Here is a 17060-nt window from a genome sequence, read left to right as displayed (position 1 = left end):
GGGATGGAAATGTGTTAATCATGAAGTGATGGGAGGATGATAACTTTGTTAAGCATCACAGATTTAGAGAAAAGCTACTCGGCCAAGAAGATTTTGAATGGTGTAAATCTAGAAATCAAAAAAGGGGAAATCTTAGGTTTTATAGGGGCAAATGGTGCAGGGAAAACGACGACGCTGAACATTATTACGGGCATTTTAGATTCTGAAAATGGAAAGGTTGAAATAAATGGCCTGACTAAAGAAGACGGCAAAGAATATAAAAAACAATTTTTCTTCATCCCTGATACTATCAATGTTTTTAACAATGTTTCTGGATTGGATTGGATTCGTTTCTTGATGAACCTATATGGAAATGATGACAAAGAACGTTTGGGGAAATATATCTATCGGTTTGGGATGCAGGAGTCCATTAAAAAGCCAATGGGAAGTTATTCTTATGGAATGATGCATAAGGTATCCCTGATAGCGGCCTTTACCATTAATCCCCCGATCATCATTATGGATGAACCGTTAAATGGATTAGATCCAAACGCCGTTTTAGTTTTCAAGGGGTTAATCAAACAATATGTTGAAACGGGCGGTACAGTGTTTTTCTCGACGCATCTGCTTGATGTGGCAGAGAAAATTTGTAATACAGTGGCTATTTTAAAAGAGGGGAAAATCATCCTGCATGATGAAATACAAAATATAATAGGTGAAAGTTCATTAGAATCTACCTTTATGGAGGCTCAGGTATATGAAGGAAAAACTTCAGTTAACTAGATTTTTCATATCTTCCTTCTATAAAATGCCCAAGCAGACAATGTTGCAGGCTGTACTGATAATAGCCGTTTTTTATATGTTTTTGCAGCTGACTGTCGTAAATGCCTTTGTTTATTTTCTTGGAGATACCGAGGTCTTCCTGTTTTATAATGTAACGATTTCCAGCATTCTCGTCTTTGCATTGGTTTGCTATTTGTCCACATCACAAATATTTGCTTATTATGAATTTAAAGTATTGGCGGCTCTGCCACTCACCTATAAAGAAATATCAAGGGCTAAGGTATTAAGTAGCTTATGGGTCCCCATCATCTTATCAATGGCAATCCAGGTGCCAACAATCGGCTTCTTGATAGTCGATCTAAAGTTTATGGAAGCGTTTAAATTATTCATATTTTTACCGATTGTCAATGGTTTGACGGCTTTGCTCCTGCTTTTTATCCTATCGTGCATTAATAGGTATTATTATAGATTCAAAAATAAAGTAGCATACTTACTTGTGAACATTGTTGTCATCCTCATGCTTGCGATTATTTCCATTGTATATTTTGCTGGAAAATCATCAATTGCCCTTTCAAAGGTCATCTCGGAAATAGATTTGAATTCTATTGAAGGTCTAAAAAACTCGTTGCAATTCATAATGGGACATATGTTTGAAACCGCAAATATGATTCCGGTGATTAAATGGATTCTGGATGCCTTTGTATCAAATGAAATAACAGTTCAATTTATAATTATTTATATTTCGATACTAGTAATTGGTTTCCTATTGTATTCATTTATTATAGAAAACATTTCCGTTAATTATTTTAAAAACGGGTTATTGGGAAATAACAAAGTGAATATGAAAAACTCAAAGGTTAATATATCAAAAAATCAATGGAGTAATTATTTACAAAGAGAGATATGGATCATTAAGTCTGAAGCATATTTTAAGATGCAAATCGGTTTAGGACTTTTATTGCCGCCGGTCTTTTCACTTGTCATGTTATTGCTAATTCAGAATGAAGTGTTCCCGAATTATTTTAATATAACGAAAGAGGGAGTCTTTGATAAATACTTTTCATATTCGATCCTTTTCTTGTGTTGTATAAATAATATAAGCGGAACCCCATATTCAAGAGAAGGAAAATATCATTATTTACTGAAAAGTGCCCCTTTTGATGAAAAATATGTTTATTTTTCTAAAGTGATATTTTCATCAATAATAGGGATTATAGCCGTATTGACCAGCTTTATGATATTTGCACTTTTTGGTTATTGGGAAATGGAAACGGCAGTCATGTTATTAATTACTTCTTGTTTAGTGGTTTGCTATAATCTTCTAACACCATTATATGATATGAAAAATCCAAGTATAGAATGGGAGAACCCATCTGCTGCCATTAAATCAAACCCCAATGTATTAGTTAGCCTGCTTTATGGATTGCCATTATTAATCGTGGTTACATCCATTCATTTTGGCTTGGTTTGGTTCAGTGTCCACCCCATGATGGGAGCTATCATAATATTAATGATCGTAATAGCGATCAATTCCGTTTTGATTAATAGGTTGAAATATAATTTATGAAAGTCGTTATATTAGAAAAGTATATAAAGGAAGTACAGAAAATCGGCACTAAATAAATTTAAAAAAGGAGTGTCTTATTATGGGGAAGCACCATGATAGAGATTTTAAAATTTATGCTGCTCGATTAGTATTGGAAGAAGGCAGAAAACCTAGGGAATTGGCTGAAGAACTTAATATCTCGACACCTACATTAAGAAATTGGGTCAATATCTATAAAGAAGCAAATGAAGAAGGCCAAGCGGACTCCAGTATTGGTTTTTCAGGCCTCAGTCAGAAAGAGGAAAAGGATAAAATAATTAAAGATTTACAGGAAGAGAATGAGATATTAAAAAAGGCAATGCACATTTTTACGAAACAGCCAAAATGATCGAACCGCATTTAAGCCATATTTTATTTTTCACAAATTATAGTGAAAAATAAAATATGGTTTTTTTTAATTAGTATTTTTTTCATATAATGTAATATTTTTTAAATTATTTAATACTAAATTCCCTATGAAAATATTACTAAAGAGGAAAAATAATAAAAATTGGTAAAGTTATTATGTAATGTAGATAATTTACAAATTTTTAATGGACTCGGCAAAATTCTTGTGATAAAGTGTTATCGATAATGATAATAGGTAATAATTAACCTAGAAAATGAAATAATTGTTTAAAAAAAGAAATTTTAGAGGAAAAAAATGGAGGAAATTTGCGGATTTTCAGAAAAAGGAGAGGAGGAAAATTATAATTGATTGAATATTTTATGAATAAGAAAAAGATTTATAAATCTTACATCAAGTTTTATGAAGCGGAATCAGTCAATTTGGACTATATTGATGATATTTTCAACGAAAAGGAATGGAATTATCTTAATTTGCAAAATGGTAAAAGAACCATCGAAGCAAAGAAAAGTTTGTACTTTGGAAAAAAAGCAATTATGGAGTTTTTAGATATAGGTTTGGATGAAATAAAGAATGTATCACTGTTGAAAGGAGTCTTTGGACAGCCGATTATTGTTAATAACCTGTTCTTATTAATGAACATGAACATGGGTATATCCATCACTCATACGGATAAAACATTCGGAATACTGATTTTTGATCAACTGCATCCAATGGGAATCGATATTGAAACAAAAACGAAAACTGATTCTGAATTTTTAGAGACCAATTTAACTAAATCCGAGAAAAAGATGATTAAGGATAGTGAAGGTCTTTTAAGTAATGAAATTTTCTTTAGTGCAAAAGAAAGTCTATCAAAAATACTAAAAACAGGATTGACCTCTCCACTTGAAATCTATGAGATTTCCAAGGCTGAAATGGATCATGATAACATCTCACTTTTCTATAAAAATTTTCCCCAGTACAAATCAGCGGTCGTACTCGTGAATGATGAAATAAGAAGCGTTACCATTCCAATAAACTCTACGAAAATAATTAAGGGGGAATACCAATGGAATTAAAAATGGAAGCAAATGCTGAATTTAAAAACAATAATAAATTAGTACAATATCTTTTTAAAAAAGAGGATAGAGTTCATAAGTTAATAATTTCGTTATTACTACTCAGTTTAATCGCAGGTATCGAAACGACGCTTTTGTTATATTCTGCGGATCAAAAAGGGATGAATGTATTAAATGGCATGTCCATTTCAGAGATTGGGGCCATGAGTTTTGCCATTAACACAATTGTAATGGGGGCTCTAGGATTATTTGTCACTTTCATCATTCAAATATTAATTGTATGCCTATTATTTTTAGTTTTAAAAGAAAGACCCGTAAATATTAAAGGGATTTGCCAAGCTGTCATAAATGCTGGGATATGCATCGTCATTGGATCTGGTGTTAATGCAATAATCGCATTATTGGTCAAGAGCAAGGAAACGACATTTACTAGCTTATCCTTACTCGTGCATGATAAAAATTCCATCCTTCACACCTTCATGGCCGAGTTTGAATTGTTTTACATTGTCAGTTTAATCCTATTCAGTTTTAGTTTGGAAAAGTTGGCGCTCGCCAAGAGAAGGAATGCAATAATCATAACGATTGTAATAGCTTTAATTTCTTTAGTTTTTCATATGTTGACAGTTGCATCAGGCACATATTTAAAATAATGGGGGAAAATGATGAAGATGAATTCTTTAGCGAATCTATTTGAAGAAAGTGTTAGGGAATATGGAGACAATATTGCAGTAAGAAATAAGGATAAGCAATTTACTTATAAAGAAACGAATATCTTGGCAAATAAAATGGCGATGTACATAAAGGACAAAGGGATAAATAAAGGTGATAATGTCGGAATCTATATTGAAAAGTCGGAGCATGTTTTATTTTTAATCATAGCACTCCTTAAATTGGGGGCTACCTATGTACCTATCGATCCTAAAAGTCCTGATGAAAGAGTAAAGCATATAATAAAGAACTCAGAATTGAAGTTATTGATTGGGGATAAAGGCCGGATTAGCGGCATTGATTGCAATTATGTAACCCTCGGTGAAGTGATGGAGAATTCAAATGATATAACCGGTGAGAATTTCCATATCTTAATTGATCCAAAGGATCCAGCCTATATCATTTTCACATCGGGCTCTACCGGTAAGCCTAAAGGAGTTTGCGTTTCACATGAAAATGTCATGAACTTGTTTTTAGGCTGCGACGGTTTGTTCGAGTTTAATAATAAAGATATATGGACATTTTTCCATTCCTACGCATTTGACTTCTCCGTCTGGGAGATGTGGGGGGCTTGGATATATGGCGGAGAAGTTGTAGTGGTTTCATTTGAGGAAAGCAGAAATCCAATATCCTTTGTTGATTTATTGATAAGTACACAAACAACCGTTTTCAATTGTACACCAAGCGCTTTCTTCGAGGTGATTGGTGAGCTCATAAACCGACAAAATGAATTAAGTTTAAAATACATCATTTTTGGAGGGGAAGCATTAAACTTCAAGAAATTGACACAGTGGTTTTCTCCCGAAAATGACAGGCTTCCAAAGTTAATAAATATGTACGGAATAACTGAAACCACCGTGCATGTAACATACAAACAAATCACTAAGAGTGATGTGGAAAAAGGAATTACGAATATCGGAAAAGTCTTGCCTCATCTTGGGTTCAAGGTGATGAATCAAAATGGAGAAGAAGTAACTGGAGATGAAGAGGGCGAGTTATACGTTTCAGGAAAGGGTGTTTCGCTAGGCTATTATAAAAATACCATGATGAATAAGATGAAATTTACGGATATTGATAATGTTCGCTACTATAAGTCAGGGGATGTAGTGAAAGTTTTGGATGATGGTGATCTGCAATATATCGCCAGGAATGATGAGCAAGTGCAGTTAAGAGGTTTCAGGATTGAATTAGGGGAAATAGAGAGCTCGTATAATGATTTGAAAAACATCAAGAATGCAGTCGTTACGATGGATAAAGCGTTTAATGATGATATGCACTTATTTTTATACTACGTTGCTGATGAAGAATTAGCTGCTGATTATTTGAGGGAATGTGTAAAAAACTCATTGCCAGCCTATATGATACCAAGCTTTTTTATCAAGGTGGACAACATCCCGCTAACGGTAAATGGCAAACTGGATAAATCCTTATTACCCAAATTCGTCATAAAAGACTGTGAAGCCCCATCGAATATCAAGAGTCCAGTGGATGAAACAATTAGTGAAAAAGTAAGAGAATTGGTTGGTAGCATCATAGGGAATGGGGTTATAAAAAATAATCAGTCCCTACTTGAATGTGGAATGAACTCATTATCGATAATGAGATTAATTGTCAATATTAAAAATCAATTTCAAATTGAAATGGCTCCTTCAGTTTTATTGGAGAACGATACGATTATGAAATTATCCCGAGTCATAGAAACTCGTCAAAAAGAAGAGATAAAGCAAGATTATACACCGATCTATATTAATGCCAGAAATACATACCCTTTAACATATGAACAAGAAAATTTGTGGTTCATTCACCAAACCAATGAAGACAAGTCGTTATATAACATCGTTTTTTCGTATGAAATATCAGGTGAAGTGAATGAAGGAAATCTGGAACTATCTTTAGATAAGCTAAGCAATAAACATCAAATTTTAAAAAGTGTCATTAGAGAAGAAGCTGGAATGGGCACCTTGGCTTTCGATGAGTCGATTCATCATGACATTACCTATTTCGATGTTTCGGATCTTCCTCTAGATATGCAGGAAGAAAAAATAAATCACTTGGTGAAGGAAGAAACGGAACGGCAATTTGATTTAGGAAATGGTCCCCTCTTATCGATTGCGCTAGTGAAGACAAATGAATGTGAATATCAATTATTATGTAACATCCACCATATTATTTTTGATGGTTGGTCGATTCCATTAATGATCAATGATTGGTTTTCCATTTATGAGGAAATCAAGAATGGTGAACGAAATGATAGAAATAACCAATCGGTCCAATATGGGGATTATGCTTTATGGCAAAAAAACTCGCCAAATTATGTAAGTGGTAAGGATAATGAGTTCTGGAGTAATGAAATAACTGCATTACGGCAAAAGTCTTTATTACAATATGATCATCAAAAAACCGCAGAAGGTAAAAGCACTTCCGATATTATCAGCTTTTTGTTACCTAAAGAAATTCAAAACAACCTGGAAAGTCTTCATAAAAAAACGAAATCGACTTTGTTCATGAGTTTACTTACCGCCTATCAAACCTTTTTATCAGTGTACTTTGATGAAGAGGAAGTTGTCGTCGGAAGTCCTTTGGCAAAGAGAAACCATGTGGACACTGAACAATTGATAGGATATTTCGTCAACACATTGCCCTTTAAATTAAATGTATCCCAGGAAGATTCATTTGAAGAAATTTTGCGGAAAAATATAAAAAATATTGCAGGTGTTTTTGACCATCAAAATTTACCTACTAAGGAAATTTTGAAATGTTTATCAGCAGAAAGAACCATGGAAGCTACGCCATTATTCGATACAGTATTTGTCCTGCAAAATAACCAAAAAGAAAAGCTGGCATATAGAAATTTCACGTTAAAGCCGAAAAAAATCAATACCTTTAAAGCTAAATTTGATTTAGTTGTTCAGGCAGAAGAAATGGATGGGGATGAATTATTCATTTCGTTTGAATTCAACAAATCATTATTTAATAAAGCGACGATTCAAAGAATGGCTAGTAATTTTCAGTATTGGCTGCAAGAGATTACAACCGAGGGAAGCAAGAAAATAAAGGACTTCACCTATTTAGAGCCTGCCCAGTTACGATCGATAATCGAAATGGGTACAGGCAATGTAAATCAAGAAGTGGAAGATCATCATTTTGAAGATGTAATTGCTAGGTTTGAGAATAAAGTAAGCACAAATTTCAATGATGTTGCCATTGTTCATGGTGATGACCAGGTGACATATAGCGAGTTAAATGCCCGGGCAAATCAGGTGGCACACCGATTATTCCGGAACCATGTAAATGTAGAAGATAGAATCGGGATTTTTATGGATCGATCGATAAATATGGTTACGGCCATTTTAGCCATTATGAAAGTTGGGGCGGCATATGTGCCTTTGGACCCATCACAACCAGAGTCACGGCTGAAACATATGATTGAGGATTCTCAAATCACATATTGTTTAAGTAATGAAGAAGGACTTTTAAAGTATCCCGGTGATGAAGGGAAACTAATATGTATCGAAGACATACTAAAAGAACGGGAAATTGAATGCGAGGAATTCGTTTCAAGAAAGATATCGGAAAATGATCTGGCCTATATCATCTATACTTCAGGAACAACAGGTAAACCTAAAGGGGTCATGATTGAACATGGAGGATTGGCTAACCTCTGTAATTGGCATATCAATTATTATTCTGTCGATGGAAAAGATGCAGCAGTACTTGTATCGAATACATCTTTTGATGCGTCCGTTTGGGAGATATTCCCTTACCTGACAAATGGGAATAAACTCCTGATATTGGATTACTATGATTTATTGGATGTAGAAATCCTTTCGGAGAAGTTAGAAAAGGAGAAAGTCACACTCGCGTTTTTTTCAACGGGACTGCTCGAGCAATTATTTATCAACGAAATGAAATTTCCAGAATCAATCAGAGCCATTTTGACAGGGGGAGATCGTTTAAAAACGATACCTGATCATTTGAACTTTGATTTATATAATAATTACGGGCCGACTGAGGGCACCGTCGTTTCGACAGCATATAAGGTACTTCCATGTGATGATACAGTGATTCCGATCGGAAAGCCGATCTTAAATGCAGAAGCATATGTGTTCAACACCAGGATGAAGCCAACTCCTAAGGGTCAAATAGGGGAGCTGTATATCGGCGGGAGAGGCATTGCAAGAGGATATATAAATAATCCGGAGAAAAATATTGAAAGCTTCATCCCAAATCCGTTCAATCCTTCAAGGAAGTTATATAAAACAGGAGATTTAGTTAAGTATACCGAGGATGGAAATTTACTATTTGCAGGCAGAGCGGATGACCAAGTGAAAATCAGGGGATATCGTATCGAACTTGGCGAGATCAGTGCCGTTCTAAATAAATGTACAGGTATAAAGGATTGCTTTATAGCGATAAAAGATGAATCTAAGGCAAAGAAATTCATCATTGCTTATTATATCTCCGACAATGACCTGGAAGAAAATTATATCCGGGATTATATGAAGAATCATCTTCCCCAATATATGATTCCTTCTTATTTCATTAAAATGGAGTCATTTCCGCTAACCGTTAACGGCAAAGTCGACATGAAGAGCCTGCCGGATACTAAAACGAACACGGTAGGAACCGACAATAAAAGTGCCATTAATGAAACGGAGCAAAAATTGTTAAAGATATGGAAAGAGGTGCTGAATAATCAGGAAATAACCATCTTTGATAACTTTTTCGAATGTGGAGGAGACTCCATCCTAAGCATTCAAATTTGTTCACTTGCCAAGAAAGAAAATCTTTTCATTACTTCAAAAAACATCTTTGAAAAACAAAGCATCGAAGAGCTGGCAAAGGTTGTGGAATTGACGGGAGATTTAACGATAAATCAGTCCGATGTTTTTGGAAAGGCGCCATTTACACCTATTCAAAGCTGGTTTTTCACTCAACAAATAAATAATTATAATCATTGGAATCAATCCGTAACGTTAAAGGGCTACCCGAAAATGAATGAGAAACGGATGCAAAAGATCATGGCTCATATCGTTAGACATCATGATGTGCTGAGATCAAGGTTCAATAAAGATGAAGCATTTTCGAAAGTGGAAAAGCAAATCGACCCGACTGAAAATTGGACTATGAATTACGTAAATCTATCGAATATGAATAAAGATGGACAGGAACGGGAAATAGCTAGACTCGGGAACGATGCACAGCAGGGCATGAACATTTCAAACGGACCACTGATGAAAATTGAATGCATAAATACTGGCCAAAATGAGCATGTAATCATTTGGATCATTCATCATTTACTTGTTGATGGGGTTTCCTGGAGAATCTTGATCGAAGATTTTGACCGGCTATATATTCAGGATATCAACGATCAAGAACTAAAACTGGATAATAAAACGACATCATATAAGGAATGGGCGAATAATCTAAACCAATACAAAAATAGCATTCCATTAGGCATTAAAGAGTACTGGCAGAATGAACATGAGGCAGTAAACGAAAGTGCCCTAGTCAAAACAGGGAATGTTTACGATGGAAAATCATTTGAATTGAAGCTGAATAAAGAGATTACAAACAAAATCTATAATGAAATGACAAAAGCGTATAAAGCATCCATTGATGAAATATATTTATCCATTTTCGCAACGCTAATCGGGAAGTATTTTAATAAAAAGGATATTCATTTCACTTTGGAAGGACATGGTCGCGAAGAATTATTTGCAGGTGTCGATTTGTCCAGGACAGTAGGATGGTTTACGACCATGTGCCCGGTTTATATAGAAAATAAAGAAACCATTTCGAACACGATTCAAGGTACAAAGAAAAAGTTAAGGACACTGCCTAATAAAGGGATCGAGTATGGGATCCTGACCGAATTATGTGGCGAGACACAAATGAAACAAAATAGGCCGATGATCAGTTTTAATAATTTAGGCAGATTTCATCAAAGTAATGAATTGGCTGCAAAAGAGGTCCTCTTTTTTAGTGAACAAGATATTCAACATAATGCCTATACCGAGCATGAAGTCGATATTGAATTGCTTGTAGTGAACGAAGAGCAAACTATAAAAATAAACTATAACAGACATTTCGTAAGAGAAGATTTTGAGAGATATATTCAACGCAATTTGCCGGAATTGCTACGGACATTGGAAGAAGAAACAAAATTGGTAAAACAGATGTACCGTCCGGAGGACTTTCCATTGTTGGATATGCCTGAAGAGGAACTTAACCAACTACTGCGCAAAGAAACAGGAATTGTTGATATTTATGAATTGACTGCTTTGCAAAAAGGGATGTTGTACCATAGCTTGTTTGATAGTGAGAGCAGCCAGTATAAAGTGCAACTCATATTTGATATTAAAGGTTTCCTGGACGTCGAAAAATTAAAGAATGCCATTGCGACAACGGCAGGGAAACATGACATTTTAAAAACGAAATTATATTCGAGTAAAAAAGGGTTATTCTACCAACTGCTAATGAATTCAATGGATACCGAGATTGAATATGAAGAATTAATGGAACAACAAGAGAAGCTGGAAAAGTTGTTAGCGGATCAATATAAGATGATAGATATCGAGAACAATAGGTTGAATCGCTTCATGATCGTTAAGCTTACGGACAATGAATACCAATTAATATGGACATTCCATCATATTATTATGGATGGCTGGAGTTATTCGATGGTTATTAATGACATCTTTAATTCTTATCATTCAATAACACCATCATCATCCGGTAGTGCTTCATTTAAAGAGTATGTTGAATATATGAAAGATTATACGAGTAATGAGGAGCTGCGGAAATATTGGGCAGGGAAATTGGAGGGTGTCCGAAATTCCGGATCCAGCATAACGGGAGTATTGGAAGGCGAGGGATACATTGAAGGTGGTTACTTGAAAGTACTGGATGAGGAATTGATTAATACCATTCAACGATTCTGTCAGGAAAACAAGATTACCATGAATACTTTCTTTCTAACTATATGGCTAGCCACTTTAAAAGAAGTAAAAGGTACGGAAAATGTATGCTGCGGCGTAGTTACATCCGGCAGGAATATCCCAGTCCGGAATATTGAGGCCATGGTTGGTCCATTTATCAATACTGTGCCATTTATAAAGCATATCAGCCAAGAAAAGACTTACATTGAGCTGCTTGATGAAGTTCAAAAAGAGTTTTTGGAACTAAGTGCCTATGAGAATACACCATTATCAGAGATTTATGAGTGGGCTAATTTGGAGAATCATTTGTTTGAATCATTATATGCTTTTGAAAACTATCCCATGGTACTAGCTAATAATGATGAAATCAATGTGAGTTTGAAAGAAGGACGGGAAACGACCCATTATCCAATCGTCATTATCGTCACCCCAGGTTCAAGTGTTCAAATTAAGTTTAATGAGGCAGCGGTCACTCCAAAGTTAAGGTCATCAGTCCTTTCTATATTTAATCGAATCTTAAGCGAAATGTTAGAAAAAATGAAAGTTAAGTGAGGGGAATATATATGGGAACAACTATTGCTGTGAAGGAACGGTTAATTGAGGAAAAGCTTATAGGATTTTGGAAAGAGATTTTAGAACAAGAAAAGATAGGTACAGATTCCAACTTCTTTGACTTAGGCGGGAATTCCCTTTTAGCCATGCAATTCATTCAAATGGTGAAGAATAACATGGGAGTGAAATTGCCAATCAAAGTGATGTTCGAACAATCAACCATCCAGGAACTATCCGTACTCATCAAACAATTGGATGATATTAACAAGTTAGGCTGAATGGAAAAGAATTGAGGTGTTTTTCTATGAACAGGATAATCAGTGAAACGGAAGATAGGCTATTAAACTTGATTTCAATTGTTATCAAACCTTTTGAAATCTCACTAATGGAGGATATGAATGAATCACTAAGCACAAATGAAAAAAAAGATGAGTTCTTGTCTTCGATAAAACGGGAGTTTGGTATTCAATTAACACCGGAAATCATTTCAAGTCAATGGAATATAGAAAAGCTGGCAAGTTTTCTGGACATGCTTATCAGCATGAGGGAAGTCGAGGTAAATAAGCCTTATAAACGTGGGAAAAGTGAAGGGATGCTATCTCATAATCAAGATCGAATGTATCTGTTTGACAGCCTGAATGAAAGGAAAATGCTCTATAATATGCCATTTAAATTCAATTTAAATGGCATAGTGGATATCGATGACCTGCAACAGGCATTGGATTTCATGATTGAACGCCATGAAACATTGCGAACCAATTTCAAGGGTGAAGAACATCAAATCCTTCAATTCTTATCAAAAAAAAGCAGAAACATAATTGCCTATGAGGACTGTCGGGAAGTAGATCCCGAAGTCAGTAATATAATGGTCACCTCCCATCTTACTGAAGAAATGGAAAGATGTTTCGACCTGGAAAATGATCATTTATTTAATATGAAACTATTTCGAATTGACGAAGAAAAGCATTATTTAGTATGCAATTTCCACCATATCATTTTTGATGGAGTATCGTTTGTCACCTTTTTCGAAGAGTTAATGGAGATTTATGAAAGAATTCAAACGGGCAAGGTTGGGGATATTCTTCCTCTGGACATGCAATATTTAGATTATGCTGTCTGGCATAAGGAGTGGGTCAAGGAAAGTACGCCAAGCCAAAGGCGGTTTTGGGAAAGTTATTTAGATCAAGAGGAAGAAGCATTGGAACTTCCATTTGACTTTCAACGTCCAAAATCACCTTCATACTCAGGTGGAAGGCTGGTAATGGCGATAACGGACGAACTCCGTGTATTGATAGACAGGATTTTAAAGGAGAATGGCACGACTTTATATGCTTTTATGATGACCGCCTATCAAGTGTTTTTAAGTCAATATACCGGGAAGAATCAAATCATTGTCGGGAGTACCGTGGCAAACCGCGGCCAGGTAGAATTTGCCCGGACAGTTGGATGCTTTGTCAATACGCTGCCATTGAAGCTGACCGTGGATGCCACAGAATCATTTCATGAAATATTGAACCGAAATCGTAAAGTGATTTTGGATGTATTGGAACATCAGGCCTTTCCATTTGAAAAAATCGTTGAAATCATTAATCCAGACAGGGATCTCAGCCATTCCCCATTGTTCCAAACAGCATTGGCAATGGAAGACAGCTTTGATGGGAACTTTGGCAATTCATTCTTCACTCTTGAACAAGACAAATTCGAAATTCCTTATTCAAATTATGACCTGACCATAAAAGTGAAAGGTTCCCATAACCTGATCCTAGAGTTTGAGTATTCCGATGAACTTTTTAGACGGGAAACAATTGAAAGACTCATGTTGAGTTTTGAAAAATGGTTATTCCAAATTTGCAGAAATGCAGATAAACCTATACGTCATTTGGAGCATTTAGATGACAATCAAATGAATCAATTGTTATTTGAGTGGCAAGGTGAGGTTTCGGATGCACATCAAAATGAGACGATCACCTCCATATTCGAAAGAATCGTTAAGAAGCATTCAAACAAATTAGCCGTTGCTGATAATGGTAAGTCCATTACCTATTCGGAATTAGATCAACGATCAAATGTGATTGCCAAATTGCTTAGAAATAATATCGAAAATGGCTCCAATAAGGTAGGCCTGCATGTAAACAGATCGATTGATATGGTGATAGGCATGTTGGGAATCATTAAAGCCGGATGTGCATATGTTCCGCTTGATCCTATGCTGCCAGCTGAAAGATTGGAATATATCATCAATGATTCGAAAATGGATATATGCATAACGAATCAAATTGAGGTTCCTGCCTTAAAAAAAATAGCTAAAGTGATCAATCTTGAATCCGTCCATTACGTGGATACCGAGTGCTGTAACGAATCGATTGCGCCAACCGATCTGGCTTACATAATCTATACTTCGGGAACGACAGGAAAACCTAAAGGTGTCATGTTATCCCATAGAGGAGTAGTGAATTTAATAATAAGTCAAAACAAGTACTTACAACTTGATGAGACCTCTAGGGTATTACAATTTGCCACTTTTAATTTTGACGCTTCCATCTATGAGATTTTTGGAAGCTTATTAAATGGTGCAGAGCTGCATATCGGGAATAATAAGGAAGAAATGTTTGATTTATTCGCTTTGGAAAATCAAATCAAAAGTGAAAAGTTAACTCACCTAGTATTGCCGCCTGCCGTTTTACAAGAACTCAATATTGAGGGATCTGATGTGAAGTTCGTTGGTTCGGCCGGATCTGAATGTCCAATAGCTTTGCTGGATCGCTATCGAAATATAAACTTTTATAATGCCTACGGTCCAACGGAATATTCAGTATGGACCACGATTGAAATGTTTAAAGCGTTCGAAAACAATGAGACTGCTAATAATAAAGTATCGATAGGCAAACCTATCCTGAATACTGACGTCTATTTACTAAGTCCAGAGCAAAGGCTTGTCCCGATAGGTGCCGCAGGGGAAATATATATTGGCGGTGAAGGGTTAGCTGTTGGCTATGTGAATAATGATGATTTAACGAATGAAAAGTTCATTGATCATCCTTTTAAATCTGGAAAGCGTTTATATCGCAGCGGCGACCTTGCAAAATTCACGAGCGATGGTGAGTTGATTTTTCTGGGGCGTATAGATAATCAAGTGAAAATAAGAGGTTTCCGGGTGGAAGTTGATGAGATTTCGGTCAATCTCAATTCGTATCCGCAAGTAAGTGACTCATTCATTAAGGTTCAGGATCAGCCAAACTTAAATAAACAAATAATCGCTTATTTCACATCCAAACAACAAGTGGATTATGACCACTTAAAAGCATTTTTAAAAGAGAGAATACCAAGTTACATGATTCCTTCTTTCTTTATGCAAGTGGACAAATTTCCGTTAAATGCAAATGGGAAAATTGATTCAGCGGTTCTGCCGGTACCCGTAACTAGAAGCAAAACATTGGAAGAACCTGAGACGATCAATGAGAAAGTGCTTCTTCAGATTTTTAAGACAGTCTTAGGGCTGGATGACATAAGTATCCGGGATAACTTTTTTGAACTTGGCGGCGATTCCATTCAGAGCATTCAAATATGTTCTCTAGCAAGGCAGGAAAATATAATCATCAGTCCAAAAACCATTTTTGAAAATCAATCGGTAGCAGAGCTGGCAGCGATCGCGAAAACCGAAAATAAGGTCATGATTCACCCAATAGCCACTAGGGGGAATGTGGACCTGACCCCCATCCAAGAATGGTTCTTTGCAGAACACACAACTTCTATCAATCATTGGAACCAGTCCATTGTTTTTAGTAAAGATTCCTGTGCTCAAATGGAGGACATTGAAAAAATTCTATCTCAAATCGTGGAACATCATGATGGATTGTTAACCCTATTTAAAAAACATGAAAATAAATATATCGGGAATATAGACTCAGAACATAAAACATGGGAGTTAGTCTATAAGGATATACATCAATTAGATGAGGAAACGCGAATAAGAATGAGAGATGAATGGGAAAGTAAGGCTCAGCGTTCATTGGACATAAGTAATGGACCGATCATGAAGATGCTTGTTTTAAAAGAACAATCAAACAAGTATCGCTTCTTTTGGGTAATCCATCATTTATTGATTGATGCAGTTTCCTGGAGAATTTTACTTGAAGATTTCAATGCTCTCCATGATCAAGCATTGAACAACCAAACAGGGAAGCTTGCTTATAAAACTTCATCATTCAAAGACTGGTCAAACTTCTTGAAAAAATATAATGAATCGTTGATGGACCCTGATACACTCCGTTATTGGGAACAAAAAACAAAAAGTGAAATAACGGATTTTAAGATAGCGGAAGGCTTTATAGCTAAAGAAGAAAGAACAATGGAGAAATCATTCAGTGAAGAAGAAACTGAATTATTGATCCAGGAATTATCAAGGCAATCAAAAGCGACTGTGGAAGAAGTATTGTTGTCATTAATTGCAAAGAGTTTGAAAAAATCTTTTGAGGTGAAGAACTTCTGGATGGAAGTAGAAGGGCATGGCAGGGAAATGGCGGATGAAACAATGGATGTTACTCGGACTGTGGGCTGGTTTACTGCGATGTATCCGATATTGCTGCATTCAGGAGAGACGTTTGATGACACTTTAAAAAACACGAAGAATGCTATAAGGGAAATTCCAAATAAAGGTTTTGATTATGGCGTTATCAAATATTTACGACCTGGGGTCATTAAGGAGCCGGATATCCACGTTACTTTTAATTATTTAGGAAAATTGGACTCCCAATTTGAATCATCCAATAGCAGGGACTTTGGTGAGTTTGAAAATAAACCAAAAATCCATTTCCTGGCATTAATCCAAGACGGAAAACTATTCATAAAAATAATCTCGAAATTAGCTGAAGAAAAGATGAACTTAATAATAGAAGCTATTGGTAACATCGTCATGGAAATCAAGGGAACTGAATTTGACCAAGCTTCTTTAATAGAAAGTGATTTTCCAGATGCGATGCTTACTGAGGAAGATTTGTTTCATATATTGAATTCCAATAAATAAGGTGATTAAAGAGTTTAATAGAATGATTGCAGTCGGTCAGCAGATATGGATGACACAAGAA

At 35.6% G+C, this 17060-nt stretch carries 8 protein-coding genes; all 8 read left to right on the top strand.

Features of this window, described 5'->3' with window-relative positions; genetic code table 11:
• The first annotated feature begins 45 nt into the window (after positions 1 to 45).
• The 8 genes from N0M92_RS19685 to N0M92_RS19650 all read left to right on the top strand — a co-directional run bounded on the left by N0M92_RS19685 (position 46) and on the right by N0M92_RS19650 (position 16999).
• On the top strand, positions 46 to 762 hold the full coding sequence (locus N0M92_RS19685; protein WP_260287428.1) for an ABC transporter ATP-binding protein: 717 nt from the start codon (positions 46 to 48) through the stop codon (positions 760 to 762).
• Positions 737 to 2329, top strand: coding sequence for a hypothetical protein (locus N0M92_RS19680; protein WP_260287427.1), 1593 nt, complete (start codon positions 737 to 739; stop codon positions 2327 to 2329). Before N0M92_RS19685 ends, N0M92_RS19680 begins: the two co-directional genes overlap by 26 nt.
• Positions 2330 to 2408: 79 nt before the next feature.
• Positions 2409 to 2696, top strand: a complete 288-nt coding sequence (locus N0M92_RS19675) for a transposase (protein WP_260287426.1) — start codon at positions 2409 to 2411, stop codon at positions 2694 to 2696.
• A 365-nt stretch (positions 2697 to 3061) separates the two neighbouring features.
• A complete protein-coding gene (locus N0M92_RS19670) occupies positions 3062 to 3775 on the top strand; it encodes a 4'-phosphopantetheinyl transferase superfamily protein (RefSeq protein ID WP_260287425.1) in 714 nt (237 codons plus the stop codon).
• Entirely contained in the window at positions 3766 to 4425 is a 660-nt protein-coding gene (locus N0M92_RS19665; RefSeq protein WP_260287424.1) for a hypothetical protein, read from the top strand. The genes N0M92_RS19670 and N0M92_RS19665 overlap by 10 nt, the downstream gene beginning before the upstream one ends.
• Before the next feature lie 12 nt (positions 4426 to 4437).
• Positions 4438 to 11976, top strand: a complete 7539-nt coding sequence (locus N0M92_RS19660) for a non-ribosomal peptide synthetase (protein WP_260287423.1) — start codon at positions 4438 to 4440, stop codon at positions 11974 to 11976.
• A gap of 11 nt (positions 11977 to 11987) precedes the next feature.
• Complete coding sequence (locus tag N0M92_RS19655; RefSeq protein WP_260287422.1) at positions 11988 to 12254, top strand: phosphopantetheine-binding protein; 267 nt, start codon at positions 11988 to 11990, stop codon at positions 12252 to 12254.
• Between the two features lie 26 nt (positions 12255 to 12280).
• Positions 12281 to 16999, top strand: a complete 4719-nt coding sequence (locus tag N0M92_RS19650; protein WP_260287421.1) for a non-ribosomal peptide synthetase — start codon at positions 12281 to 12283, stop codon at positions 16997 to 16999.
• Positions 17000 to 17060 lie beyond the last annotated feature (61 nt).

The sequence above is a fragment of the Peribacillus aracenensis genome (assembly GCF_025175645.1).
Classification (GTDB): Bacteria; Bacillota; Bacilli; order Bacillales; family DSM-1321; genus Peribacillus; species Peribacillus aracenensis.
The sequence above is the reverse complement of the archived record's forward strand: the minus strand, read 5'-3'. Positions and strand labels throughout refer to the sequence as shown.

Bases quoted from the DNA above. Each gene is read 5' to 3' on its own strand.
- N0M92_RS19680 (WP_260287427.1), top strand. From the start codon at position 737: ATGAAGGAAAAACTTCAGTTAACTAGATTTTTCATATCTTCCTTCTAT.
- N0M92_RS19660 (WP_260287423.1), top strand. From the start codon at position 4,438: ATGAAGATGAATTCTTTAGCGAATCTATTTGAAGAAAGTGTTAGGGAA.
- N0M92_RS19650 (WP_260287421.1), top strand. From the start codon at position 12,281: ATGAACAGGATAATCAGTGAAACGGAAGATAGGCTATTAAACTTGATT.
- N0M92_RS19665 (WP_260287424.1), top strand. From the start codon at position 3,766: ATGGAATTAAAAATGGAAGCAAATGCTGAATTTAAAAACAATAATAAA.
- N0M92_RS19655 (WP_260287422.1), top strand. From the start codon at position 11,988: ATGGGAACAACTATTGCTGTGAAGGAACGGTTAATTGAGGAAAAGCTT.
- N0M92_RS19675 (WP_260287426.1), top strand. From the start codon at position 2,409: ATGGGGAAGCACCATGATAGAGATTTTAAAATTTATGCTGCTCGATTA.